This window comes from Nocardia sp. NPDC004604 (assembly GCF_040609795.1).
GTDB lineage: Bacteria > Actinomycetota > Actinomycetes > Mycobacteriales > Mycobacteriaceae > Nocardia.
Map to the genome: position 1 here is coordinate 106,662 of NZ_JBEXLC010000005.1, position 26,148 is coordinate 132,809.

Sequence of the window (26,148 nt, forward strand, 5' to 3'; positions counted from 1 at the left end):
AAAGAGGCCATTCCAGGCAATATTGTTGATAGAGGTAAAGCTCGTGAAATCTCTAAGAGGCTGGTTCTGCCAAAGTCCCCGGGCACCCAAACGGATATCGCTAAGTAAACGGCGTCGGGCTGTTGGCATCTGCGGAGGGAGAGACTTCTGCAGGCCCATCTGCACTACCGCCTCGAGCCCGAACGACGCGGCATTCAGGCCCATTGGAAGCCAAGAGGAAATGGCCACAGCGGTGGGCGCGAATACCCGAGCGCCGATATCCGTGGCAGGCTGGATCACTGCCATACGTCGATTTCCTTCGTCCCGCTGCTCGGCGGCGAGCAAGAATCGGACCTCTTTTTCGAGGCCTTTGCCGACGTATACGCCAGCCGCGGATCCGACGAACGCTGTCGCAGCGAGGATCGCGTCCAGATGGGAGACGCCCAGGCCAGCGGAAACAGCGCCGGTGATGGCAGCGGCTGCACCAACTGAGGGGCCTATGCGCATCACCCATTTCAGGTGGCGGTCGGCCATGATCCCGGCATGCACGCTGAGGAGTACGTTTGGGACCCAGCCAAAGCCAGTCACCCAAACCATGGCCGTCGCCGAGTGCATCGCATTCGATGCCACAATCGGCGCGGCAGCCTTTTCGAGAGCTGTGCCGCCATTATTGGCTACTTCGGACCACCACAACTTCTCGATAGCCGGGTTGACGGTAAATAGTTTCGTCTCGGGCCTGACCGGCTTCTCCGCTTCGGGATTGTCGACCCGCGGATCGTTATCAGGGGTGTGGTGGAACCAATTGAGTTCGTTGTTGCGGAGGTCAGTGATAAAGGCAGATTCGTGCTCCAGCGAGTTCCCTGTCCAAGGTGTCCGCGGAGTCCACAGCTCGTTACGCAGGTGCGCCGTCCGTCGGGCGAAATATCGCGCTGACTTCACTTTCTCGACAGTCCGGGTGACGATCTCGCCGTTGAATTCGCGATGCAGCAAATCTACTGTCTCGTCACGCACTATGGCCACCGTCTTGCCCTGCTTGGCTACCGCAGCTTCGATGCGGTCCTCCGCTGCCAGCCAGCGCTCGAGGTACGCCGGGCCATCCACCGATTTCTCGAGGCGGCTGTCGAGCTCCGTGCGCAGTTCTCCGGCCGTCGGGTCGCCTGCGGCGAGGGCTCGCTGGTATCGGCGGTACAGCTCGATCAGGTCGTCAGGGAGGCCGTGGTGTTCGTGCGTCGTCATGCCTACGAAGCCGGTCTGGCCTTCGTCGAGGCCGGTGACCTCGTCAGGTTCGTACTCCTGCGAATCACCTGTTCGCGGTGTCCGAAGTGCCTGTGTCTCAGGACTTTGGGTCGGGTCGGAGTACGCGGTGGCGATCCGAGGGTGGGTGCCTTGCCGGGGAATTCGGTCTGGGTTCTCGTCGATGAATTTCTCGACTATCGGTTCTGGGTGGCTCTCGCTGCGGACTATCCGGATGCGTGCCAGCGGTCCCGATTCATCCTCGACTTCGGCCTCGATGCTCCAATTCGTCGAGGTTGTTCGTTGCACAGTGAGGTTCAGCCAGATGTCGCCGGAAACTGCTGCGCGTGCCGCAGCCACAACCTCCGCCACCGCCCTCCGCGGCAGGGGGTTCTCAATCGCGTGCGCGCCTGCTGCAAGGATCGCGTCGGTCAACGCTGCGACGGGTGCGGAGACATCTCCTGCGTTTCTGCCTATCCGCAAGTGAGCCTCACCCGACCAGTGCTCACCGGGAGATTCATCCGGGACGGTGACCACGCTCAGCGATGCTCGCTCGGTCGGTTCCCCGTCGAACCGCACCGAGATTTCCAGCGGATGGCGACCCGGCGCGATGTCTACCTGTCCGGCTGCCGCGCCTGTGTCGAGCACCCCGCGCCGGATTAGCTGCGTCAGCGCGGGTACCAGGCCGAGGCCGCCTGTCCCTCCCACCGCGTTGCCGACCTGCGTGGCGATGATGATGGCATTCGCGTTGCGGGGGAACGAGATCTGCTCTATGCGCAGAATCTTCGCCGATTGCGGGAACCTCTCGTTCAACCAGTCGTATGCGGCGGTGACGTCCGAAGGTTCTGGCTGCTCGATTTTGTAGCCGTGGCTGGGGCCATTGCGGATTTGGCGGATCTCGTGGAGGAGCTTGTGCAGCATGGCGGTTGGGTCAGAAGGTGTCGCCGGATCCCCTCCCAGTCCGTATGCCAGATAGTTCTCCAGTGAGACGTCGGCCGAGGTGATGGTGATGTGCGTGAGTTCGGGCCAGTGTTTGGCGATGGTGGCGAAGAGCCGCCGCGGGTGCAGCGGATGGCTGTAGAAGCGGGCACGTTTCGTGACGCGGACCTTCTTGCCCAGACCTTGTCGGACTCGCTGGATATTCTGCTGGGTGTTGCGCGCGTCCGGTTCTATGACGATCCGGTCCGTACTCATGCCGGATCTGCTTGCCTGGATGGCGAATCGGCGGCCTTCGTCTCGATATCCGCTGGACCACAGTTCGAGATCCGTCCCACGCAAATCGTTCGCGGCGAGTGTGGCGGCACCGATGTCCCAACTGCTGACGACGACAGCGATCTCCTCATCAGTGGGTTCCGACTCCTGCGCCCAGCGTGGGTCGTCGGGAATGTCGTAGGTCCTTAGGTAGTTAAGAAGGGTGGTCGCGTGCTCGATGGTCAGTTCCGGGTCGATGTTTTTGTCGGGGAGACTGGCTTTCCATTCGGCTAAGACGCGCGGTATCTCGGGCTCGTGGCCGAGCGGCTGGATGACCGTTCCGGCCTCGTAGGTCGCACGGGATGTCTGTTCTTGGGTCGCCCGGGATGTCCGTTCTTGGCTTGCCTGAGTTGGCTTTTCGTCAGCTATGTGCCGTGAAGCTCCTCCGCTGGGCCCGGCCGGTGGCGACGGCGGCCCGGTGGGGACGGAGCCATCGGGATCATCCCCATCCTCATCGTCGTTGGTTTCGCCAGATGCTGCAGGGCCTTGGGAATGGTTGGTCTTCTCGGAGGAAGTAGTCGAGCTGGTCACTGCATTCTTGGTCACGTGCATGTCCAGTGTGTCCCCGACAGTTGCGAGCGTGTCCAAATCCGAGCGGATGAAGTAGACCTGCAGGTCCTCGGGACGCATGCCGTACGCGTACGCTAGCTCCCAAAACCTGTCCAGTGTAGGGATCATTACTGCGCCCATCGGCACGACCATCATGCTGTCCGGTCCGACCGCCTCGAGCACTGTGATTGCCTTGGCGAAGTCGAGCCACTGGCATGCCCATTTGCCGTCCTTGGTGCGTATGCCGAACTGATAGTGGAGCCCATTCTCTGGGTTGTAGCTAACGAAGGTAATGCGTGGGCTGTCGGGATCGCGGCGGATAAATCCGCGAAAGTGACCGCCGACCTCCTCGTTTATGTCGACCGGATGCAGTGTCGAACTCTCTGGATTGTGACTGACGAAGGTAATTCGACGAGTGGCGGGATCGCGGCGGATAAATCCGGGTTCGTACGTGAGGCGGTCCTTGGGATCGTTGTGGAGCTTCTCGAGCTCCTCGACCAAGGGCCTTCCGACGTTGTTGTTTGGGTTGCTGAGCTCTTCGAAATCTGCGACCAACTGGAGCGCTTTTTCCTGCATCATGCTTTCCTGGACCAGAAAGAAGTCTCGTCCTTCGACGGCGTTGTCGTCGAGAATGCCGACTTGGCGCAAAAGAGCTATTTGTTTGGCCTTGAAGGAGGTCAGTTCCTCCTCGGTATAAGGGTTCTCGGGATCTCGGGTCGCTCTTGTGGCCGGGTTCTGCAGGTTGTAGTCGTCCCAAAGGTTGGCGATCACAATATGAGCATCGGGATACCGATCGCGTAGAGATTTGACAAGCGCTGCGGACGCCATCAAAACATTGCGATCAGTCGGAATGAGATTCTCAAGAGTAATATTGCCGCCGCGATAGTCTACAAGATAGGGACCGACAACCTCGACGATGATGGACCGACCCTCGGCGACCGCTCGCTCGATTTCCTCCGGCTGAGCGCGACCATAAATGACGCCATCCTTCTCGAGCTCGCGTTGCTCGTATTCCTTCTCGACGTCCGCTTCGTTTGGTAATTCAGTGATGCTCTGATTCGCGCCTCTCGTCCTCAGTGCCTCCTGCTGGCTGGCGGTGATGTCTGCGATGTGCTCTCCGTGCACCGGGGAGCGGCCGAGGAAATTCTCGTTGTCATCCCGTTCCCGTGTTCCGATGAGGTCTTCTCGCTGCAGCTCCAAAAGGATTGGCGATGCCCCGTCATTGTTCTTCGACGCTCCATCGGTAATCCGGAAGCCCACCGACCGGTAGGTCTGCACTGTGTCTGTGTCGTTCGCGTCTAGCCGCACTATGACGTTGTGCACGTCCGGGCTTTCGCGGAACAGCCGACGCATCGTCGCGTGGAGCACCCGCCCGAGAAGATCCGTGTTGCCGTTCGAGGCCTCCATCGCCACGTCGTGGACGTAGGCGGTTTCAAGCATCGAGGTGACATGACAGTAGGCGGCTACCGTACCCTCGCTCAATGCCACGACCTCAAAGGGCTTAACCTCGGCACCGGGATGCTCGGCGATACGGTCGGCGATACGGTCGGCAACGCGGGAAAGGGCTGACCGCACCGTGTCTCGCCGCGCGGCCAGATCCGGCGGCCAGTCGTCCGCGGGGCTGCTCGAGCGGAAACCCTGGTCGATCGGCTCGTCGCCGACGACAACCCAGGTCCTGCGTCCAGTGACGTCCCTGTCGATCCCCCAGTTGTGAGCAGCCGAGTCCAGCTCCGCGATCACCGGTGCCGGATGCGGATTCGTGGCCGACATGCCGACGTCATGCACTTCGAGCTCGACGCGTCCGGTTTCGGGGACCACGATGCTCACCCGCGTCGTGACGGCGGACCCTTTGTCCGCGGACCTGTTTGTCAATGCCGAGACCGCCCGGGCCACATCCTGCGCAGCATCGCCCCGACCGACCCGGCGCAGCTTCAGCGCCGCTTCAGCGCCGGATTCGGGCGCGTCGGCTCCGCGAGGCCCGCTCGCGGAATCGACGACGCCCAGCCCGATCGTCAATCTGTCGGGGCGAACGCCGGTAAACAGACCGTACGGCTTGGTACCTGCAGGCGGTGGTTCTGTGGTCGCCGAAATTTCGGCAGAGGCGAAACTACCGTCGACGAGACGCACGGACACCGAAATTCGCGGGTCACCCACATCCTCGACACCCGTGACGTCGATGTGCGGATTCGCCGCCCCGGACGCGGCCAGCTCGATCAGCCCGCGTGTGAGAGCCTCTGCAGACTCCACCCGGTCTTCAGGCCACCTCAGATCGACCAGTTGATCGCGCAGTGCGGCCTGCCAAGGATCGAGAGCCTCTCGCTCGGCGAGGGCCGCGGACTCCCGTTGGGCTGCTTGCTCTTCCCGCTCAGTCAGCAGATCCATGGCGTGGGCGTGCCACTCGGGCACGCCCAACGCGCGCAAGTCAGATTCCAGCTGCTGCAGATCCCGCCGCAGTTCAGCCAGTTGGTCGGGCGAGTAATCATGGGTCCGCAGGAATTCGAAGACCTCCGTCGGGTCACCAGAACTGGGCTTGCCGCTCTGCGGGTCGTTGTTGTTCGGATTGCCCATGAAATTCGTATGCACCGCGCCATCGCGGTCGAGGTAAACATCAGCAGGCTTCTTTTTCTTGCCCCTAAAGATCGCCTTCTCGAGTAGGGCTATCGCCTTCCGGTTGCGGCCATGCTGCGGCAATCGGAAGTGCTCTTTCAAGAGCCATCGCTTCTGGGGGCGGCCGTCGACTTCGTAGGAATAGAGCTGTTTCTCGGTGAGGTATGGCGCGTCGGGATCGGATGCCCGGACGAGCACGGGTTCCTCGCGTTCGCTGGGATGGGCGCCCCGAACTAGCCGAGCCAAGAGACTCGTGCTGTTGTCCTCGTAAGGACGCCCGTTCTCAGCACCGTCATCTGCGTCTGCACCGAGGTTGGTGGTATACGGTCCTGTGCTGTATCGCGATGTTGTCGGATCGAGTGCCTTCCGCTCGGCGACGGCAGCGGACTCGTGCTGGGCAGCCCGCTCTTCTGCCTCAGCCAGCAGACCCATGGCGTAGGCGTGCCATTCGGGCGTGCCCAACGCACGCAAGTCAGATTCCAGAATTTCCAGGCGCTGCCGCAGTTCAACCAGTTGGTCGGGCGAGTAATCATGAGTCCGCAGGTATTCGAAGACGTCCGTCGGAACGTTGGAGCTGGGCTTGTCGCCCGTGAAGGAATGCACCGCGCCATCGGCGTCGAGGTAGACATCAGGGGGATTCTCTACACCGGTCGCCCCCCAGAGCAGGGCTATCGCCTTCCGGTTGCGGCCTTGCTGCGGCTCCCACATGAATTCGATCAAAGTCCACGTCTGCTGGGGGCTTCCGTCGACTTCGTCGACGTAGGAATACCGCTGCTTCATGGTGCGGCGCGGGGTGTCCGCCCGGACGACCTCGGGTTCCTTGCGCACATGGAGCTGGGTACCGCGGACCAGCTGAGCCATCATGCTGTCGCTGTCATCCTGGTAAGCCTGTCCCGCCTCGTTCCCGGGGTTTACCGGACGTGAACCCCCACTACCTACCTGGTCATCGTGTTGGTCGGGCAGGGCGCCGGATGAGTCGGTGTCGGCCTCTTCCCTCGTCAGCTGAGGTTCGGTCGCTGGGATCCGCGCTTGGTCGCCATCCCCGCTTGATCGGCTGGTCCGACTGGGCTGAGGTGACGGATCTTGTCCTGCCCGGGTCGGGTCTTGAAGGTAGCCGAGTTCGGTGGGGCGGTGGGCTGCCAGGAGTGCTTCGGCCCGCAATCCGATGTTGGCTCGAACGACGGCTGCCCTATCCCGTTCGGCGGTCGCCTTCGCGAGTTCCCTCTCGGCATCGACCCGAACGTCCTCCGGTAGCCGACCGATCTGCCCTGTCCCGCCATACCTCGACATGACGTCGGCATCGAGCTGGGGCTCCGAGATTTCTTCGCCAAGGGGAGTTCCCAAAACGACTCGAAGCGTTCGAACCTTGCGTTCCCAGGGCTGCCAAGCGTCAGTTGCCCTGCAGTATTCGTCAACCAGTAGCAGCAGGTTCCGGCGCACGTTGGCCGGGATGCGGTGTGTTGGTTTTCCCTTGGGTCCCAGGACGAGACCGATTATCGAATCGGGATCGTCTTCGAATCGTGCCAGCGGCTGGTTTTCCTCGGGTGGGAAGGGATGCACGAGGTCGCCTGCCAATTCGCTGACGAGCGGCGGGTCGGCGTCGTAGAGGATGGCACGAGTATGCGCCGACCCGGTATCGCCCGACGCCCGGTAGGTCTCGTGCAGCAGCATGGAGCTGTCGAGTCCCTCGTCAACCAGGACTTCGTATGCCTTCTGGTAGGAGCCCAGGCGCTGGAAGAACCCGCCCAGCACCGCCTCTTCCATCCACGCCGGCGTCCCGTCGAACAGCGGATCGTAGGCAGGCACCGGGAAATTCCGGTTCTTGGAAAAGTCGATCAGCACCTGAAACGAAGCAGGAGCGCAGAAGTCGTCGATCACGTAGGGGGAGAGCCCGGCTGCCTCCAGGTGTGTGGCGAGCTGATCCAACAGTGCCGCCATCTTCTCGTCCTGCTCGGCCAGACGGCCGGCCATCACGTTGGACCCTTCGATCATCGCCATCGCGTGGTCGACCGCGGCTGGGTCCTGGCTCATGATCAAGCGGCGGTACTCCGCCTGGTCCCGACGCACCGCGAGCTGTGCCAGCATTCGGTCATGCGCGACGGTAGCGACTTCGCGCAGATCCTTCGCGATTTCAGCGGCCACGGCGGAATAGGGATCGGCCTCGGTGAGCCGTCGGCAGTGCAGCACCAAGGTGTATCGCCACAAGAACTGCTGGAAGGCAACGTCGTCGTTGCGGTGGTCGGTCTGCGGATCGATGTGCGGAGCGTCCCCCAGTGGTTGTACTGGCACGTGGCCTGGACCATAGAGTACGGCGTACAGCTCAGTGTCGGGCGCCGACTCGACCTTCGACAGTGCCCCGAACTGATCGATGCGGTAGAGCGCTCCCCCGAACTGCGTCACCGCAGCGGTCCGGCGGTCATGCTTCCCGCGTTCGACCAGGATCGCCGCTGTTGCTTGGTCCTCCACGTACAGGCGGGTTGTCAGGACCTCCTTATTCGGCATCCGACGCAGGTACCCGCGCGCGCGTCGCTGCAGGCCAAAATCGGTCAGCGGGTGGCCAACGTTCGGATTGCGCGCATCGACAGCGTCCGGTCGGCCGGCAAGCAGGTTGAGATTCTCGAGCGCGATCAGGGCGTCGTCGACCGGCGCCGCGACCGTGTCAAGATCCGCTGCGGTGACCCCGTGCAGTGTGAGCCCGTCGTCAAATGCCTGCTCGCACTGCCGCATTCTCGCGGCTGCCTCGCCACGCTTCGCGACACACAGATCCAGGTCGCGCTGCGCCTGCAACGCGTCAGAAGACCCTGGCTGCAGTTGGTCCAGATCGCTTCGACAGTCCGCCGCGGTATCGGCAAAGTATCGTTGCATGATGCGTTGGCGCAGATACTCGCTGCGTAGCTGATCGAGCGAGGCGAGCGCCTCTGCGTTCCCCTCGGCGCGCAGGACGACGGCCATCCGCTGCATCTGCTGCACCACCCGTAGCGGCGCTTCGGTCTCTCGCGCGTCTGGGCTTGGGATTTCGTCTGCTTCAGGCAGCAGCGCCGTTGTGCGGATGCTGTGCTCTTGGGTGTGCTTGGCCGGGCGCGGCGGATCCATAGTAGTCCCCGCGGCGTTCGGAGTTTCGATTGTCCCCTGTTCTGGCGATGGTATTTCGGCTGCACTGTTGGGCCAAGACAGGTCGAGCGTTACGGGCTCGGGAAACACGATGCCTACCGTCGTCGAGTCGGCCGGTGTGCCCGCGGCCGCTTGGAGGCGGTCGCTGACCTGGTCCACCAACTGCTGTGTTTGGTCGACCTCGAGTCCGACGGCGGCAGCGACCTGCGCGAGATCGCCGCGCAGCACCACCATCGCGATGAACAGTCGCAGCGCCTGCCCGGGATCGGCCAGATCCGCCAAAGCCTTGTCGACTGTCCAACGAAACTCCGGATCGCCAAGTCGGATCAACGATTTGCCAGCGGCGAGCCGTTGGAAGAGGGGTGCCTCCTCGGCCGACGTGGGCTTGACGAGAACGCGCGCAGCACGCTCGAGGTGCCGATAGATTGTCCCGGACTGCGATCCGAGTTGCTCTGCGATCTGCTGGACGGACAGGCCGTTCGCCAGCAAGGCGACACACTCGGCGGACTTCCCGGAGAGTCGTTCAAGCACGTCCACGTCGGATGCGAGGCGGGCCTTGATCGTCTCGACGGTGGACATTTCCTCGTGGGTCGAATCGACTACACCGATGGTGTGATTCCGCATGAATTGCGCCCACATGTAGTCAGCGAACGACGTGGAGTCGACATTGGCGAGAATCCGTCGACGACCGTAACTCGGAGTTTCGCCGCCGAATGGCAGATACGCCATGGCGACCCGAGCCAGCTCGGCTTGGAAGGACTTTGCAATTTTGCGGCGTCGAAGGAGACCGGGTGCGACCAACCCGGCAGCGACCTCGGCGATCCACTCGTGTTGGCCGATGATTTCGCGCAGGATCTCCGCCTCGACCGAGGACCCGCGACGCGCGTCGACCAGACGCCAGAACAGCTGCTCGCACGACGGGTCTTGGATGGCATGGTCCGGTTGCTCGAAGTAATAAACAAGACCTGACCGGAATACCTCGTTGGTCATACCGATCGCGTCCCGCATGGCACGGAGGTATTCGAGATCGGGAGGCACCGAGCCTTGCTCAACGTTTTGCACTTCCCGCACGGACACGCCGATAGCGGTAACCAATTCCTGCTGTGTCAGACGCGCGTACAGACGCATATCTTTCACCCACCCAGCGATCGGGCGTCCTGGAATATGGCGTGGAGGCTCATACCCGAGACGCAGTAACGCGCGAAGCCCCTCGCGGCTCACACCGATCATCTGAGTGAGGAGTTGTTCGGCATCGTCATCCGACCACCCCCGCCCATCTGGAAGCCCCGGCAGAGTCTCAGTACCCGTCGATTCCATCCTCCTGACCAGTTGCTCGCTGAGCCCTGCCATATCCGCGGCTTTGGCCGCCGTCCAGTTGCGATTCAGCCGCAGTTCCCACAACTTCAAACCGAACACACGACGCGCGATCCTCCACACCACCACCGCATCGGCACCCAAGCGAATCAGGCTGCGGAGGACCGTGTCCGACGGCAATCTTTCGCCGGATATGATCAGCCACATCATGGGCGTGCTCAGCCCCATGGCCGTGCCCCACACCCTGCTGGATGTCAGGCCCAACGCCTCGCCGAGTACCCGGATCTGCGCGCCGATTTCCCTTGTCTCGGCGGACAATTGCGCCTTCTCCTCGGCCAACGGGTCTGCCACGGGATTCTCGCCGACCTCGAGCTGCTCCGACTCATAGGTCGCGGAAGGAGCGAACCCCGTCTCCTCGATGATGTCGCGGGACGTGCCAAGGGCTGTCTCGGCTCTGCGCCGCACCCGAGCTACCCCGTCGAGCTCGTATCCCAGCAAGTTGGCGATCAACTCATCCGAAAGACCGGCAACCGCAAGCAACATCACGTCAGCGAGATCACGGTGCAACTCCGCAAGCGCAGGGAGGTACTCGGCCGGAATGTCGGCGGCGGTGGTGCGACGCACATTCTCCCGCCAGACCGTCGTGTTGGGGTCGCCCATCTCGATGGCAAGAGCGTGGACGATGCGTACGATATCGACCGGTAGCGCTGTGCCTTTCATCGCCCAACCACCCGACGCCAATTGGATCAGCGCCGAGGGTGACAGAGATCGCGTGCATTGCTGGAATGTCCCAAGTGCTGCGGTGCGCACAAGGTATTCGGCTGCCGGATACGATGACGGTAAGCTCTGCAGCTTTGCAACCAATCCTCGTCGCGCAGCTTCAAATTGTCGCATCTGCCGCACGATGGCGTTGAACTGAGCGACTGATGTGATGTCGTCCCGCTCCGCCTGGGCGAACGCCGCCTCGAGAATGACATTCGGAGCATCCTCTCCCCACTCCGCCGGTGTCGACGGGCGCCGCACCAGCCCTGCCGCGTGGTCACTACGCAGTTGCGCGACAACAGGATTCAGCTCTACCGCCTGCTTGCTGGACGGTTGTATCCGCATAGTGACCTTCGTCCACGGCGTTTCGGCCGGGATTGCGGTGGCGGCGCGTCGATCTGAGGGAGGGACACCCCCGTCGTAGCGGTCGTCGCTGCTGGACGGATTTGCGCCACGTGATCCCGGGCCGGATGTAGTACCCCCTTGAGGTGATCCGGGGTCGGTCTTGAAGCGGCGGTCCTGGTCGGGTTCACTGAACGGGTCCGATGCCCAGTGAGGGCGCGTGGCACGGCGGCCCAGAGGTTTGGCCGCGGGTTGGTCGCTGGGGAACATCGCCGTCGGGGCCACGCCCTCGGAGCCGTCACTGGGTCCGGAATCAGGCGGCCTGCGATACCACGACAACGGATTCTCAGCGGGCGCGCGACCCCACCGGATCGGATCGCCAGGATCCGCCTCCGACGGAGCCTCGGCCATCTGCGGCACCTTCGAAACCGCCAGTGCCACTGTCCGACCGTTGCTGTCCACACGGCAACTCCACCGGATGCCCGCCGCCGCGGACCCCGCAGGAAGCGGCGACTGGCGACGGAGGCGATGCAAACGATCGCTCATCTCCACCCGCAGTTCCTCGTTGACCACAGTCGTGCGAGTCGTCACCGGACCATAAGCATGGCGTACCGCATCGCGCACCGCGATCCGGACCGACTCCACCGCGACCTTTACCCGGCCGTCGGGCCAATCGCGCTCACGCAGCAACGCCTCGACCTCGGCCACCACCCGGTCCGAGACCGACGCCGGACCAGCGTCACCGACGCGGTCGCCGAGCGAGACCCGCACCTCACCCGACGGCGGGGAAGCGCTGCCATTCAGCTCATCGCTGGAGGCGTCCCGAGCAACTTTCAACAGACCATAGTTTTGCCACGGCGGCTGCTGCTCGTCGAACCGCTGCCCCGAGCGGCTTTGCGAGCCGCCGCCCGAGCCGCCCGCAACGGCGTCGGGTGTGCGCGGCGAATCTCCTGCGCTCGCGCCGGTTTCGCCGTCGGTTGGCGTGTTATCCGACGGCGAGGTGCTGGCGAGCAGCACGTGTCCGCCGAAGGCGCGCCGTACGAGAGCCGAAACACCCACTGCCACACGGGAATCGGTTGGCCTGAAGGACTGCTCCATCGGGCCTGCCGCGGACGGGTGATGCTCGCCGGACTTGTCGAGCGCCCTCGCCTGCGTGGGCCTGGACGCGGGGTCCGGTGCGGCCGTCGAAGGTCCGGTCGCCCTGGTCCGGCCGGGCTCCGTCAGCGGATCTCCGTGCAGTGCCGGGCCCGTGGATGCCGGGTCCGCAGCATCCCGGCCTGCGCGTACGACTAAACGAACCTGGTCTGCGTAGCGGTTGTCCACGCCCCGATACCCGCTCGCCCGGGGCCTAGCCGTAATGTCGTATGTCTGCGGGGCGTCCAGCAGCTCCGAGCCCGTCAACGATGCGGGCGCGAGCACCATGCTGGTCGAATCGCCGCCACGCATCCGGCGCGCGCGGGCCTCCCGCACCCCCTCGGCGATGAAGCTGCTTCGTTCGTCTTGATCCAAATCGTCGACTGTTGCCGCAGGTAGCGTGGGGACGATCAGATGCTCATCGAGCCAGTCGTCATCAAGCCAGTCCTGGTCACTCCCGGCCCGCAGCAGCATGCCGCGATACAAATCCGCGACGGTCGCATCGTCTGCCGCGCCGAGCTCGTCACGCGCCACCTGCACAGCCGCCTCGGTCGGCCACGCGACGATGTACGCCAGGCTGAGCGGGTGCACCGCAGGCTGTCCGTCGACAGTCGAGAACACCGCATCGACCGCAAGGTAGTCACCGTTCGGGCCTATGCCACGCGTCTCGGCCCGCATCGGGGCGTACTCGATGATGTCACCCGCCACGTATACGATCGCCGCGCCCACAGCGGGTCGTTCATAGTTCTCACCGAACGTTTCCGCATACTCGAGCAACCCGTCGGCCGCGTCGCTCGGCTTCGCGAAATGCACATGTTCGGTGCCTCGGTCGGGGCTATCGAACCGATTGACCCCGTCGACGATGGACGGTCGCAGGATGCCGCCGGCGGTCACACCCGGCAAATCCTGGGTGAAGTGGACATAGGCCGTGTCGATCGGGTCGAGCCAGGTCGGGAAATCCGCTCGGGCCGTAGCGATCTCATCGGCTATCAGCACGCGTAGCGTGCCTGTTGGGTAGTGCCCACTCAGCACGTCGGACGCGCGCGCGACAGCGGCGTCGGCCACGTCGATCAATTCCGGCTCATCGATGAAACCGACGAGCGTCGGCTGCGCGAATTCACGAACCAGCGCCTCGACAAGGTCGCTCAGCACACCCTCCGCACCGGGCTGGGACGCGTCCTTGACGCTGCGGCGCGCGGCATCGACCTGGTCACGGTAGTCGTCCACTACCCTGCGCAGCCGATCGACGACCGCTACCGGGTCGACAAGCGCGGCATCGATCGCGGCCGCAAGGCTCGCGATCGATGCCCGCCGCCGTGCCGCCGCCGCATCGACCACTGCCCGCTCGGGATCTCCGACGCTCTCCCAATTCACGGCGCCAGCCAGAGCACCACTGGCGCTGTCTGTTTCAGGCGGCAAATCCGAGCCGGGGCCGGCGGGCCTGGTCCCATCAGGATCATCCCCACCGGAGCTGTCCATCCGACCGTCGGCGGATGCTTTGGCGGAGGTGTCACCAGTCGAGCCGGTGATCTGCGCGGAGGTCTCCAAACAGTGCCGCTTCCGGCGGGCCGGAACGGCGCGTGGCCCGCCATCACCGCCGGCGGGAGGCACGTCGGTCGATTCCTCGGCGGCAGGCCAGACGCTCAACACGTCCTCAACATCTGTGCTCTCGGCTGCCGGGGTGTCGATGTCGTCGATGGAGAGTCTGGCGATGAAGTCGAAGTCGGGGAAGTTGCCGAAGTCAGCGGCGGTGTCGGCCGGCGTCACGGCGGCCAGGTGTGCGGCGAGCTCGTTCGCCATCAGCTCGAATGTGTCAGTGCCGAGCCCCGCCGCCTGCGCGCGGCGTTCCTGTTCGGCCAGCAGGGGTAAGAATCTGTGGGTGACAGTCCGTTTGGGGGACAGCGTGTCGGAACGGCTCAACGCGATCAGGTGCGCGCGCTCGTCCACCGTCAGAGCGAGCAGAGTGTGGTGCAGGGCGCCGATGCCACAGCCGGTGATGAGGTCCGCGATCGACTCCGCACCGGGAACCCTGCGGTAGGCCTCGGCGAGGCCGGCTCGAGCCTTCGCTGTCGCGGTGTACGCGGCAAGGACCATACGGCCGAGTCGGTACAGCATGGTCTCGTCGAGGCCTGCGATGGCTGTCGCGCCGGCGATCACCCCATCGGCGACCGCCGTCGCGATGTCGACGATGTCGCCAGCAGGCGGGTCTTCCAGCAGAACGCCCGTCGCCCACAAGACGAGCTTGGGTCTGCGCTGACGCAACCACGCGGCGGTGGAGTCATCTTTCGCATCGAAATCCGCCAGATCCGGCAGATCCACGACGGTCTCCTCGTCCACTTCATCCGGCTGAGCGAGGCCGGCCGGATCCGCGTTCACCACTCGAGCCAATGCGACGACCCACTCCACGAGCGTCAGCCGCCGAGTGAGCTGTTCGGCAAGTGCGCGAACCTCGTCGATCGCGGCCACGGTGCCTTCGGCCGTTTCGATCTCGTGTATCCGCTGCTCCGGGAGGCCCGCTCGTTCCGAGGCGTCGACTGCCGCCGTGCGGCTCCGCAAGCGCCATTCCCGCAGCTTCAGTCCGACGGCCCGGCGGGCGAGGCGTTGCATCTGCTCCGGCTCGGCGCCGTGGGTCGCCAGCGCGCGCAGCAGCTCAGCGGACGGCAACGCGGCCCCGGCCAGCACGCGGCCGACGACGGCGGCGCTGAGGCCGAGTGCCGTGCCCAGCGCGTTCGCCGTAACGCCCAGTCGCTCGCACCAAGCCGTCAGCTCGGCCGAGAGTTCGGATCGTGCGTCGGCCAGCGCGGTCAGCTCCGGATTGTGACGACTGGCCGCCGCTCCCGAAGCACCACCGTCGGCCACCCCGGCTTCGTCGCAGCAGGTCTGCCATGCGAGCGCCTCCTCCGACGACAGTGTGCGATGCGCGTTTTCGGCGTCTTTTACCCACCTTGCCGAGACGACGAGGTCGTCGGCCAGGTCCTGGATCGACAATCCCGCCATCAGCCGACGTTGCCGCAGCCCTACTGCGATATCCACCGCTTCTTCGGTCAGATCGTCTCGCTGTCCCAGCTCGTCGCGCAGCGCCCGGACCTGCGGCGCGACCGACCAGGCGACGAGCCGGTCGGCCTCGGCCGGAGTGCCGTCGCACGCCCGGACCCATGACCTGATGAGGTCCCGACCTGGCTTGGTGTGCTGTCGTTCGACCCTGGTCGCGTTCACACCGATCAGCGCTTCGAGATCGGCGGTGGACAGACCCGCGGCCAGCCGCAGTCGGTGCAATTCGGTCTTGAGCCGAACGAGCTCGGGTTCGAGGCCGTCGAGCGCGGTGAGAGCGTCGTGCGTGTCACACATCTCTCGCCATCCGCGCACCTGCGAGAGTTCGCGGATGAGGTCCGGTCGCCCGCACGCGATGCACCAGTTCTGCAAGGTCTGCAGACCCAGCTTGGTACCGGCGTTCTCGACGTCGTAGGCGTGGCTGACGCCGGCCATCGTGTATCCGGCCACACCGGCGGCGATTCGCTGGGTGTGCAACATCAATCGCACCACGGCCTCCGACGGCTCGCGCGCCGAGGAGCGGTCGGACCCGACGACCCAGATGCCATCGCGGCCAGTGGGCCGATCACCGTTGAACACCAGTCGAATCGACTGCGCGTGACCCGCTTCGTCGGCGACGACCAGCACGTACGGGGCCGCGCCGAGGGCGTCGCCCGCACATTCGAGAAGCTCGGCGACGGTCTGCGTGCCGTGCGGAGTCAGTTCGACCGTCAGCATCAAACCGCCGACATACTCCGGGCGCACCTCGTCCGCCTCGAATCCGGCGGTCGTGAGCATCGACAGCACCGCTACCGCTTCCGCGCCACGGACCGCGGGAATCCCGTGCACCGCAACCAAATCCGCGATAGCCCTGCGCGGCGTGCCGAGACGCTCGAGCTCGTTGGGCTCCGACGTGGACTCGGCCGGGAACGGGTCGACGTCTTCGATCAACAACTGCGGGAATCGACGGGCGCACGCGGCGTAGTACGGCCGCGCCTGCGGCACCCGACGGAAGAGGGCGCGCAGCATGTCGGGCGACCATGCCGGATAGCCGCATTCCGACATGTCCCACGTACCTGGCAGCGCGCCAGTGAGATCGTCGAGCTGGTCGGCGCTCAGCCCGAGGTGGCGGCGAATCGCCTTGAACCACTCCGGCACCTCCGCGTAACGCGCCGGATCGGGGAAGGGCGTGGCCGCCTCGACGGCCAGGTCCTGCGCTCGCACCGACCGTTCTCCGGATCGCAACGCCACCAGCCAGAGAATCCGTTCAGCAGCCTTCACCAGGCGGTCCACCACCGTGGCCGCGGGCACGCCGAGTTCGGCGGCGATCTCATAGCGGTCCATGTGCTGCAGCCAATGGTGACGTGCGATCGGGGCCAGCCACTCCGGAAGCTGCGCCAGCGCCTCATCCAGCGTGTCGCGATACCGGAACGCCAGATCCCACACCAGCGCCGACGGCAGCCGCTCGTCGACGGCGGGTTCCGGCTCGGCGAGCGCGCGGGCCAGACCCGTGAAAGCCAGGCCCAACGAGGTGTAGGTCCTGCCCCGGGTCAGTCCGAATATGCGGCCGATCCCCGAAATCCGTGGATCAGCCCGTTTGGTCGAACCCCGCGGATCGGTCAGCCAGTGCACGAGAAGTTCGCGCTTTCTCGGCGACAGTCGCGCCATCGCGCGCAGGATCGCCGCCGGGTCCACAGCTGCCACCGACCGCATCATTCGCCGTGCATCGGCCGAGTCGACACCCCATAGCCGCGCCGTCGGGTCGGCGAACATCACGCGAACCCGCTCACGCCAGTTGCCGCGTCTCGGCATGGTGACCGCGCGCCGCTTGGGCTCGATCGTCGCTGACACCACGACTCGCTTGGCCGGACCGGCGGCCGGGACAGCCTGCGTCCCACCGCTGTCCGCAGACCAGGTCCTGGCCGACTGCTCCATCGGGCCCGCGGCGAATGGGTGATGCTCGCCGGCGCCGTTACCTGGTTCTGGCCTTGCATCCGCTTCCTCGTCGGCCGTCGGCAACTCGGGATTATCCAGTGCGCTCGGCGGCGGGACGTCCGGGCGCAGCTCCCGGTAGAACCGACTGTCATCCCCTAACTCGGCCACCACTTCCGCCGCACCCTCATGTACGCCAGCACCATCTTCCTGGACTACGGCCGCGGTCAGGGGATCAGCGGCGGCATCAACGTCAGCGACGATTCGCTGTGCCGGGGGATCCCCCCGGCATTCGGCGGCAACCAGGGCCTCGACGCCGTCCGGTCCACCGGAATCCCGCGGTCCGATGGGACCATTTGCCGAACCTCCGTTCCCATCGCGGTCGGCGAACACATCCAACGGCGCGGCTTCCGCCGACTTCGGGATCCGGGCCTTGATGACCCGCCGGCCACCGCTCTCCGTGGCGGCGAGGGCACCTGCGGTCCGGTTTCCGCGGGCCGGGGCGCCGGGGTCGGCTGTGCGGGCCGTGAGGGGGACGGACTCGTAACTGTCGAAGCGTGGGTAGATCTGTTGGATTCCGCCGTCGGAGTCGAGCACCAGGACTTCGCGCAGATCGGTGACCAGCGGGCGACGGTGCAGGAGGTTGCCGATCTCGCTCACGGTCAGAGGGCTGCTGGTGAGGTCGATCAGGACCCTGCCGGTCTGCGATGCGCAGCGCACGAGCCACTGCCTGACCGCCGCATCGTCGGTCGTCCCTGGGGCGTAGTGCGCGAAGAGGTAGGACCCGATCCGCAGGTGCAACGGCCGGGCCGATTCGCCCTGCGTCGGGTTGCGGGTGACGTCGTATCCGGCGCGGGCCAGGGTGACAGCGGCGGCATTGACCAGCCGCGCCTGCGTGCGGACGCTCGGTCCGGTGGTGTCCGCGTCAGAGGCTTCGACGGCGGGGCCTCTCGGACGGGCCTTCGGGTCGGGTTCGCGGGTGGGTGCGGTGACGGCGAGACCTGGGCTGGTCAGTCTGCGGTACAGCACATCGTCGGCGGCGGCGCTGAAGACGTGGCCGACGAGGTCGCCGCGCCGGATCTCGGCCCAGCCGAAGTCCAGCCGGACGCCGGTGTGCTCGGGGTCGCCGGGGTGCTTGGGATGCTCGAGAATGTCGAGACCGTGCGCGCGGCAATAGGCTCGGCGACGGCGGTCGGCGTGCGCCAGGGCCGCGGCGATAGCCGCGTCGGTGAGGGCGCTGTGAGTGCCGACCAGGATCGCGCCGAGCTGAGTGCCACCGGTGCGCATCGCATCGACGTCCGCGCCGATGGCTTCCAGTTCCGAGCGGAAGATGTCGGCGAGCGCGGCGAGATGGCGGTTGGCGTGCTCGGCGCGGTTGCCCGCCAGGTTGTTCAGGACGACGAGGCCGATCATCTCCGCCTCGACATAGAACGCCCGCAGTCTCGGGTCCTCGATGATCGCCCGCTGCGCCCGCTCACCCTGGTCGAGCTTGAACTCGCCGACGCGGCCGTTGAAGACACCGGTGGCGGTATCGGTCCAGACCGGCTCGCACAGGGCGGCGATCGATTCCGGGGAGGTGAAGTCGGTCGCGGCGACTCGCTCGGCGTGGCGGGCGCGCTTTACTTCGTTCGGCTGGAGGAAGGGTCGTTGCGCGACCGCTTGGCCGCCAGCTTCTGTTTCGCCTCCGCGCGTTGCCGCGCGTACTCCTGCCGCAGCTCCCCGATCCGCTGGGCGCGCTCCTCGGAATTCAGCCCGGTCAGGCCCAGCCGGGCGTCCCGTTCCTCCTGTGACATCGGTCTGTCTGCTCCTGTTCTTGCTCTCGTCTACGCCGATATCCGCCTCGATGAACACCTGCGCGGGGTCTATCCCCTTGACGATCTCGGCGAATCCGACATGCAGGCCGACGCCGCGATAAGCCGCCTCGCCGGAGTGTTTCGGATGGTCGATCTCCGACAGAAGCGTCGGATCGGTCTCCGTCACCGGGGTGTTCTCAGCGTAAGCCCGGACCTGCGCGTTGAGCTCGGCGACGGCCCGTTGCATGGCCTCCTCGTCGAGGCCGACCACGATCGCGCCGATCTCGTCGCCGCCGATGCGCATCGGCACCACCGTGCCCCCGGCCTGGGCGAACACGCGGCGGAAGATGTCGGCCAGAGCCCGGAAATGGCGGTTCGCGCCCTCCTTGCCGGCGACCAGGTTCAGCCCACTCAGGTTGGCGATGTCGCCGGAGACGAAGAACGCCATCACGCCGTCGAGATCGGCGACGTAGTCGGCGGCGCGCTCCACCTCGTCGTACTTGAGCCGGGACACGCGCGCGTCGAGCATGCCCGTGACCTCGTCGGGGGGCCACGGCTCGAACAGGGCGTCCACCAGCGTCTGCGACGTGGCTGGATCGACGTCTGGACCGAGTTCGGCGAGGAAGCGCTGGACCTTGGCCAGGAACTGCTCCACCTTCGCCGCATCGGGCGACGGGTAAAGGCGGGGACCTGCCCGCAGAGCGGCGGTCTTGTCGGGTAGCTCCCGGCCTGACGTGCGATTCGACTTCGGCAGCCGCGCCTGCACGCCACGGTCCTTGCGGCGTGCGTTCGGGATCGCCCGCCCTCCGGCGTCAGGTTTCGTCTGATCCCGGCTCAACAGGTCGCGGGGAGATCCGTCGGGGTCGCTGCGGCTGTCGGGCGCGTCCGTGGTTTCGGCGGTGACAACGTGGTTTTCGGCCGTACTGGCAATCGCGGCGGCCGTGGCAGGTACGGCGGCGCTGCCTTCGGAAGCCGCGGTCAGGGTCGAGGCGATGCGGGACAGGTACATTCCCGTCGTGCGGTGCGACAAGTTCAGCCGATCAGCGATCTGCTGCCTACTCAAACTTTGCCGAACCAGCTGGTAGACCTCCAGTTGGCGCGGCGGCAGCCGACGCACGTTGTCCGTTCCCGCTGCCAAGATCCGGTCGATGTTGGACTGAGGCGGCGTGCGAGGCGGCGAGGCGAGGGCACGCTCGGCTCTCGCCAATATGATATGCACCGCTGTGACGTCCATTCCGAGACGTGCCGCGATCGCCCTCGGGTCGTCCTCACCGGTCCGCACCGCCTCGACGACCGGGCGCTGCCCCTCGGTCAACCGGCTCGAGTCGAGGTTGCCGGCCTCGTGCCGAGCCATGATCTTGTCGACCGAGGTCGGCGCACGCGGTGTGGCGAGAGTTCGCGCCGCCTTCCAGAAGATCACCCTGACCGCACTCGACGAGATCCCCATCTCGGCAGCGATTTCCGCCGTGCTCATCGGCTGGTCGGGATTGTCCAGAATCAGAGCGAGCGCTGTGGCGGCTTGCCCCCGGAGCTTTCGCACATCCGCCCCGGCCAACAGCGCCGCCACTGCTTCAAGACGACTGGCGCGCAAGGAGCTCACGTCGGGATGCTCGGCGAGAAGTTCCTTGATCCGCGAACGCACGGCCACAAGCTGGTCGCCGGACGACCGCTCCACGACACCGGCCGACTGCTCCTCGACACCGTCCAGAGCATGGGCCAGCAGCACCACCTCAGCGGCATCCTCCGGGCGAGCACCGACCGCCCGCAGGATCGCGGTGATCTCCTCGTCATCAGCGAAAGCGCCCGCCTCCACCTCCTGCAGCCGCACATCAGTCACGCCGGCAAGCTTCGCCGTGTCGGCCCGCGACAGCCTTGCCTCGACCCGACGCGTCATCAGGTGCGATCCGACCGTCCGCGCATGCAGCTTCACCACTCGCGATCGAGTGCCTCCGAGAACCACCAACTGCGCAAACACCCCGCCCGGGGCTGGCATTCTCCCGGCCTCGATGACAAGCACAGTATTGTGCCCAGTCCCCACGAGCCGCTCCAAGCGGTACCGAGACACCGACTGCGGCAAAGTCTCCCGCAACGTCCTGAGGTCCCTGCCCAAGGCCTTTCGCGCGGTGTCCAGTTCCTCCTGTCGGGCCAGCTGTGCGGCCCCGGTCGTGCGCTGTGGCCGCGTGCCCGCCAATGCCCGGGCATCAGCGACCTCCGCCTGGCAAATCTCATGCCATAGGTCGACTTCCTCGGGCCACATCGACAGCTCACCACGCTCGGCCGCCGACACCCGTCTCTGGGTCCACCACGGCCCCAGGGCCGCAGCCATGTCAAGTTGCGTTATCCCGGCGTTCACACGCGGACGCCGCAACTCCGGAACCCCCTCGTCCAGGATTCGGATCAACTCCCGCGCCACCGACCGCTTGGGAAGTTCGTTGCGAGCCGCGCGCAGACGACCACAGTCGACCAAGTGCGCCAACATCTCTGGGTTCAGGGAGAACAAGACGTCGTGGAGCACCTTGGGGGCTGCCCCTGCCAGGAGCGCACCCGCCTTCTGGAAGGGCTCGTCGGGCATCCGCTGGTACGCGGCGGACGCACCTGCACGCACCTGCTCGCTCAGCTGATACTCCGCCAATGCCTCCCCGCGAATACGCCGCAACTCCTGCGGCTCGTTAACGCCCTGCCCACGGTGGATAACCTCGTCCGCCACCGCCTCCGCCACGTCCTGTGGCAGAAAGCCCGCCGCCCAACGAACAAGACCTGCACGCTGCGCACGCAGGTAGTCCGACACCTCCCCGTCGGCGGGTCGCGACCCGCGCTCCTGGGCGTCGGCCGTCGGCATCCCGAGCGCCTCGCGGAGCGCGGCGATATGGGCGGCGAAAGGGACCGTGACATCGGGCAATGCCGGGTGCGGCACGACCTCGCCGTAATGCCGGCCCGGGAAGTCCGCGGCGGTCAACGGGTCGCCGCCGATCCATTGCTGGAACAGGACGTGCTGGGCGCTGAACAGGCGCAGACCATGCGCGAGGACATGGGTGAAGGCTTCACAGAACGGCTCCTCGAGCAGCGGGTTGCCGTTCTCGTCCAGACCGACCCCGGACATCGCCAGCCAGTCGGGCTCGGTGCCGACGAACCCGCGGCCGCACGCGAGCTGATAACCGTCGGTAAGGCGCTCACCCAGGGTCGATTGGTCGATCAGCGCTGCGCGCGGGTGCGCAAATTCGTGCGACACCGCGTAGAAGAGTGCACTGGCCAGCCCGGCGGTGAAATGGCTCTCTTCCTGTAGGCCGCCGACTTCGTCGGTCAGGTCCTGCCAGTGGCGGGCCTTGCGTTCGTTGATGAGCACCCTCGCGATCCGGCGGCCGTCGACGGTCTCGACAATCGTCTCGGAAATCGCGTTGATGTCGCTGGTCGTGCCGAAACCGAGCTGCCACTCGTCGACCCCGCCCGCGTCGGACGCCAGGTTCGGGCCGCGACCGAACTTGGCGCGCAGCAGAATCATCGCGCCGGCCGCGTCGAGAGAGGCGCGGACACCGGTTTTCGACGTATCGAACTCGAACACGGACGTATCCGCCCGCTCCTCCAGATATACGCCGATGGCGGCGACGATCTTGCGCTCGGCGTCGGCGCGCTCCGTGGGGTTGTCGATGGCTTCCAGGGCCTGAATCAGCTCTTGGCCCAGGGCCGTCAGTTCCGCGACGGCATAGACGGCGTCGCTGTATACGGGCTGCAACGAGCGGATGTACTCGCCTGCGCGCTCCATGGCGGCCGCGCGCTCGGCGGTCACCGGCCCGATCGGACGCGGCATCAGGTAGTCGCCATCTGGCCAGGCTCCCTCGTCGAGATCGCCGAACCGCAACGTCGGCGGGAAGACCGCCGAGTCGATCGCGTACACCCATAGCGGCAGGTCCGCCGTGGGAGCGTCCGTGGCCGAATCCATCAGAGCCTGTCGGATCTGCTCGAACTCGAGCGGGGTGCCAGCGATGACGATCCTGTCGCCGTTTCGGTCCGACACGACCTGGATACGGTCATCCAGTCGGTCCGCGCCGAGTGCGCCTGCGGCCTGCTGATTCAGCACATCCTCGGCGACCAAGTCCACGAATACGTCCTCGAGTCGACCGAGCTCATCGTGCAACAGGGCGATCCCGTTGTGCAGCGCTTCGACGACGAACCCCGATTCCGCCCCAGCCCTGGTCATGGCGAACAGCGCCATCTCGAGCACGTGGAGTTCGTTCGCGGCCGCCTGCAGGCCCCGATGCGCCCGCAGCACCTCATCGATCCGGTCGGGAGACGGAACATACCGCCAAGGCTCGGCTGCGGGGTCATGGCCGGCGGGCTCGCCCCTGCTCCGACGCGCGTCCCACAGCTCCTCGAGCTTCTCGCGGTACACCTCTCGCAGTGCCTCGCGCAGCGGCTCGTCCAAACCAACCGCATCCGGATCGAGCCTGTGCCCCGCGAGTCCCTCGGAATCGCCTGAGGATTCGGCCGTGGCTGCGGTGAGCTGCTCGGCCAGCAACGCCCACGATTCACGGGCGGCCAGCAGCCGCTCGGTACCTGCGGCAACGAATTCGGCGCGGCTCAGCCACCAGACGTCGCCTTCGAGACCGAACATGACCTGCGCCAACGACGCAGCGGCACCGAGACCGAATGCCTGCTCTACGACGTCGAGTCGCCGCGGTTCGTCGGCGCTGTCGTCGTCGATCGCGTGGACCACCAGCACCTCGGCAACATCGAAGAAATCCATCCCGCCGTCGCCGCTCGTGGCAATCGACTGCGCGCCGGCCCGATAGCGGATGGAGAACTGGTTCGTGGTGAGGAAATCCCACAGGTCCGCACCGATCGGCGTCTCACCCAGCAAACTGAACGCCGGCCCACGTGCCTCGAGAATCACCCGATCGGACACCATCGTCTCAGCGTGTGTCCGGGCGGCGTCCAGCGCGTCTTCGGCGGTGTGCCACGCGTCGGCGAGCGCATCGGTCAGGATCTCGAACTCTGCCACCGGGAGCTGGGCCGTGTTGTGCAGGCCACCCGCACCGAGCCAGCGATCCCACAGCCGCCGCCAAGCCCGGATGGGCCCGGAGATCTCTGCCACGATGTCCGCCCGCGCCTGGTGCGACTGCCCGTCTCCGTCGCCGGCGAACAGGTCGACCACCTCGATGCCGAGTTGCACCAGGTGAAACGCCGTATACGCCTCATGAAGGTTGTCATGTTCCACCGAGCCGACGCCGGACATTCGGTCCAGCCACCCCCAATGGTCCGGATCGGTGAGCAGCAGACGCAGGTCCACAGTATCGTCCGGGTAGCGGGCGCGGTATGCGTCCACGCACACCTCGATGCGCCGCCATAGCCCACTGCGCAGAGCGATCAGCATGGCCCGGAACTCCTCCACCTGATCGACAGCGCCCGTGATGGCCGGCGCGGCCGTGTCGACGTCATCGCCACCGGAGGTGGCGCGCTGGTCACCGACGTCGCGCCGCCGCAGGATGGTGGGAAATTCCGGGTCGAACTCGTAGACCTCGACGAACATGCCTGCCAAGGTCTGGCTGCTCCCAAGTTCCCCGAGCAACTCGCGCAGCCCACCGGTGCGACGGGAATCCACGGCGACGACCACCACAGGCTCGCCGAGCCTGTCGATAAGCCGTGCATCCAGGAGCGGACCCAGCATCGTTTCGCCCCGCGCCAGCTGCTCCGCTTCCGTCAGCTGTCCGAGCACATCGGGGGCGACCAGGTCGGCGATGTCCTTGCGACGCCGATCGGCTTCTCGCCCGAGGCGGAGCTTTTCGCGCTGCTGTGCCTCGGCAACCTCACGTGACAGTCCGCCGGCGATATTGCCCTCGAGCCGCGTCAGCGCGTTGAGGCAGGCCTGCAGCCGGCGGCTCCCGGTCAGGACCGCGTCGACCACCGCCGCGGACGGCCGATACCAGGCAGCTGCGGCGTCGAGAAGCGAGCTTTCGCCGCGGAATTCGTCCCAGCGACGCACCAGGGCGTCATGGTAGGCAGCCCGCAGACCCTCGCGGGCCGGACCCTGGTCCACCAACACTTGCGGATCGACGGTCACCAGATCGTCGAGATCGTGCAACTGCCGGGCGAGCGGCAGCCAGGTGCTCCGCGCGGCGAGCAGCATCTCGACGCCGCGCCGGACGAAGTCCTCTTTCCGATCATCCGCGAGCGACCACAAGTCGCGCTCGATGTCCAGGTCGGCCAACGCCAACGCCGTCGCGTAGCCGAGATCTCGGGCACGTGCCGCCGGGTGGCGCTCGACGAATTCCCCGTTCTCGTCACGCAACTCGCGCACGACCGCCACCCACATGCGCTGAGCGCTGAAGAACCGCAGCCCGCCGTCGATGGCGAGACCGATCGGATCCTCCTGCGCACTGTCACGAACCGCGAACCCGTGGGCGGCCAACCGGCGCAACAACGTCTCGCCGATCGTGGTGCGGCGCAACAGCACCGACACCTCGTCACGCAGGTACCCCGTCGTCTCGGTGGCGAGAATGGTGTCGATATCGGCCATCACATAGCCGACCCGGTTGTCGCCCAGCGATTCGACACCGGCACGCGGGCTGTACGGAGACACCCCGACACCGTTCATATCCAGGTCCACCGGAACCTCGCCGGGCCGGTGCGCCAACCACATCCGCAGCTGCTGACCACCGTCCTCGTCGACCGCGACCGCGACGGTGAACAACGCGTCCGCCGGGGCACCGGGACGGATAGTCAGGAACCTGTCGAGTATCTGTGCGGCCAACGTCACCGCCTCGGCCCTCGCCTCCACCGGCAAAGCCGCCACCACCGCCCGCAGAGCCTGCGACATCTGCTCCCACACTCGCGAACCCCGCATGCCCGCCGTGACGCGAACGCTCCGGAACACCCGCGGCCGCACCACGTTCGGGTCCGCAACACCGATCGCGTAATAGGCTGCCACCGCGGACTCGACACCGTAGTAGTCCGACGCCACCGGATCGCCGAAGTCCTCGTACCTGCCGATATTCGATGTCAACGGTGCGGCGACCCGCTCACCGGTACCCGACCATGGAAGCCAATCGCCGCTCTTGGTGAACACGCTGGCCGACGCACGACGGTAAGAGGCTCGCTGGCGCGGCGTCTCCGACTG

Annotated in this window: 6 protein-coding genes (1 of these 6 cut by a window edge); 5 read left to right on the forward strand and 1 reads right to left on the reverse strand. The window is 65.9% G+C overall.

Annotated elements, in window-relative coordinates:
* Positions 1-15,960: the 5' portion of a hypothetical protein gene (locus ABZW16_RS04390; RefSeq protein WP_354952062.1), read on the reverse strand. It extends 13,800 nt beyond the left edge of the window; 15,960 of the gene's 29,760 nt are visible here — the first part of the coding sequence; its start codon is at positions 15,958-15,960; its stop codon lies off the left edge, out of view.
* A gap of 1,854 nt (positions 15,961-17,814) precedes the next feature.
* Between ABZW16_RS04390 and ABZW16_RS04395 the strand changes: the two genes are divergently transcribed.
* The 5 genes from ABZW16_RS04395 to ABZW16_RS04415 form a co-directional block, all read left to right on the forward strand.
* Complete coding sequence (locus tag ABZW16_RS04395) at positions 17,815-19,758, forward strand: hypothetical protein (RefSeq protein WP_354952064.1); 1,944 nt, start codon at positions 17,815-17,817, stop codon at positions 19,756-19,758.
* Positions 19,759-21,504: 1,746 nt separating this feature from the next.
* Positions 21,505-22,320, forward strand: a complete 816-nt coding sequence (locus tag ABZW16_RS04400) for a hypothetical protein (protein WP_354952066.1) — start codon at positions 21,505-21,507, stop codon at positions 22,318-22,320.
* Between the two features lie 30 nt (positions 22,321-22,350).
* Positions 22,351-22,935, forward strand: a complete 585-nt coding sequence (locus ABZW16_RS04405) for a hypothetical protein (RefSeq protein WP_354952068.1) — start codon at positions 22,351-22,353, stop codon at positions 22,933-22,935.
* A gap of 1,014 nt (positions 22,936-23,949) precedes the next feature.
* Positions 23,950-24,381: a hypothetical protein gene (locus tag ABZW16_RS04410; protein WP_354952070.1), complete on the forward strand. Its 432-nt coding sequence runs from the start codon at positions 23,950-23,952 to the stop codon at positions 24,379-24,381.
* 642 nt (positions 24,382-25,023) lie between these two features.
* Positions 25,024-26,148: hypothetical protein (locus ABZW16_RS04415; protein WP_354952072.1), on the forward strand; the 1,125-nt coding region annotated here is incomplete at its 3' end.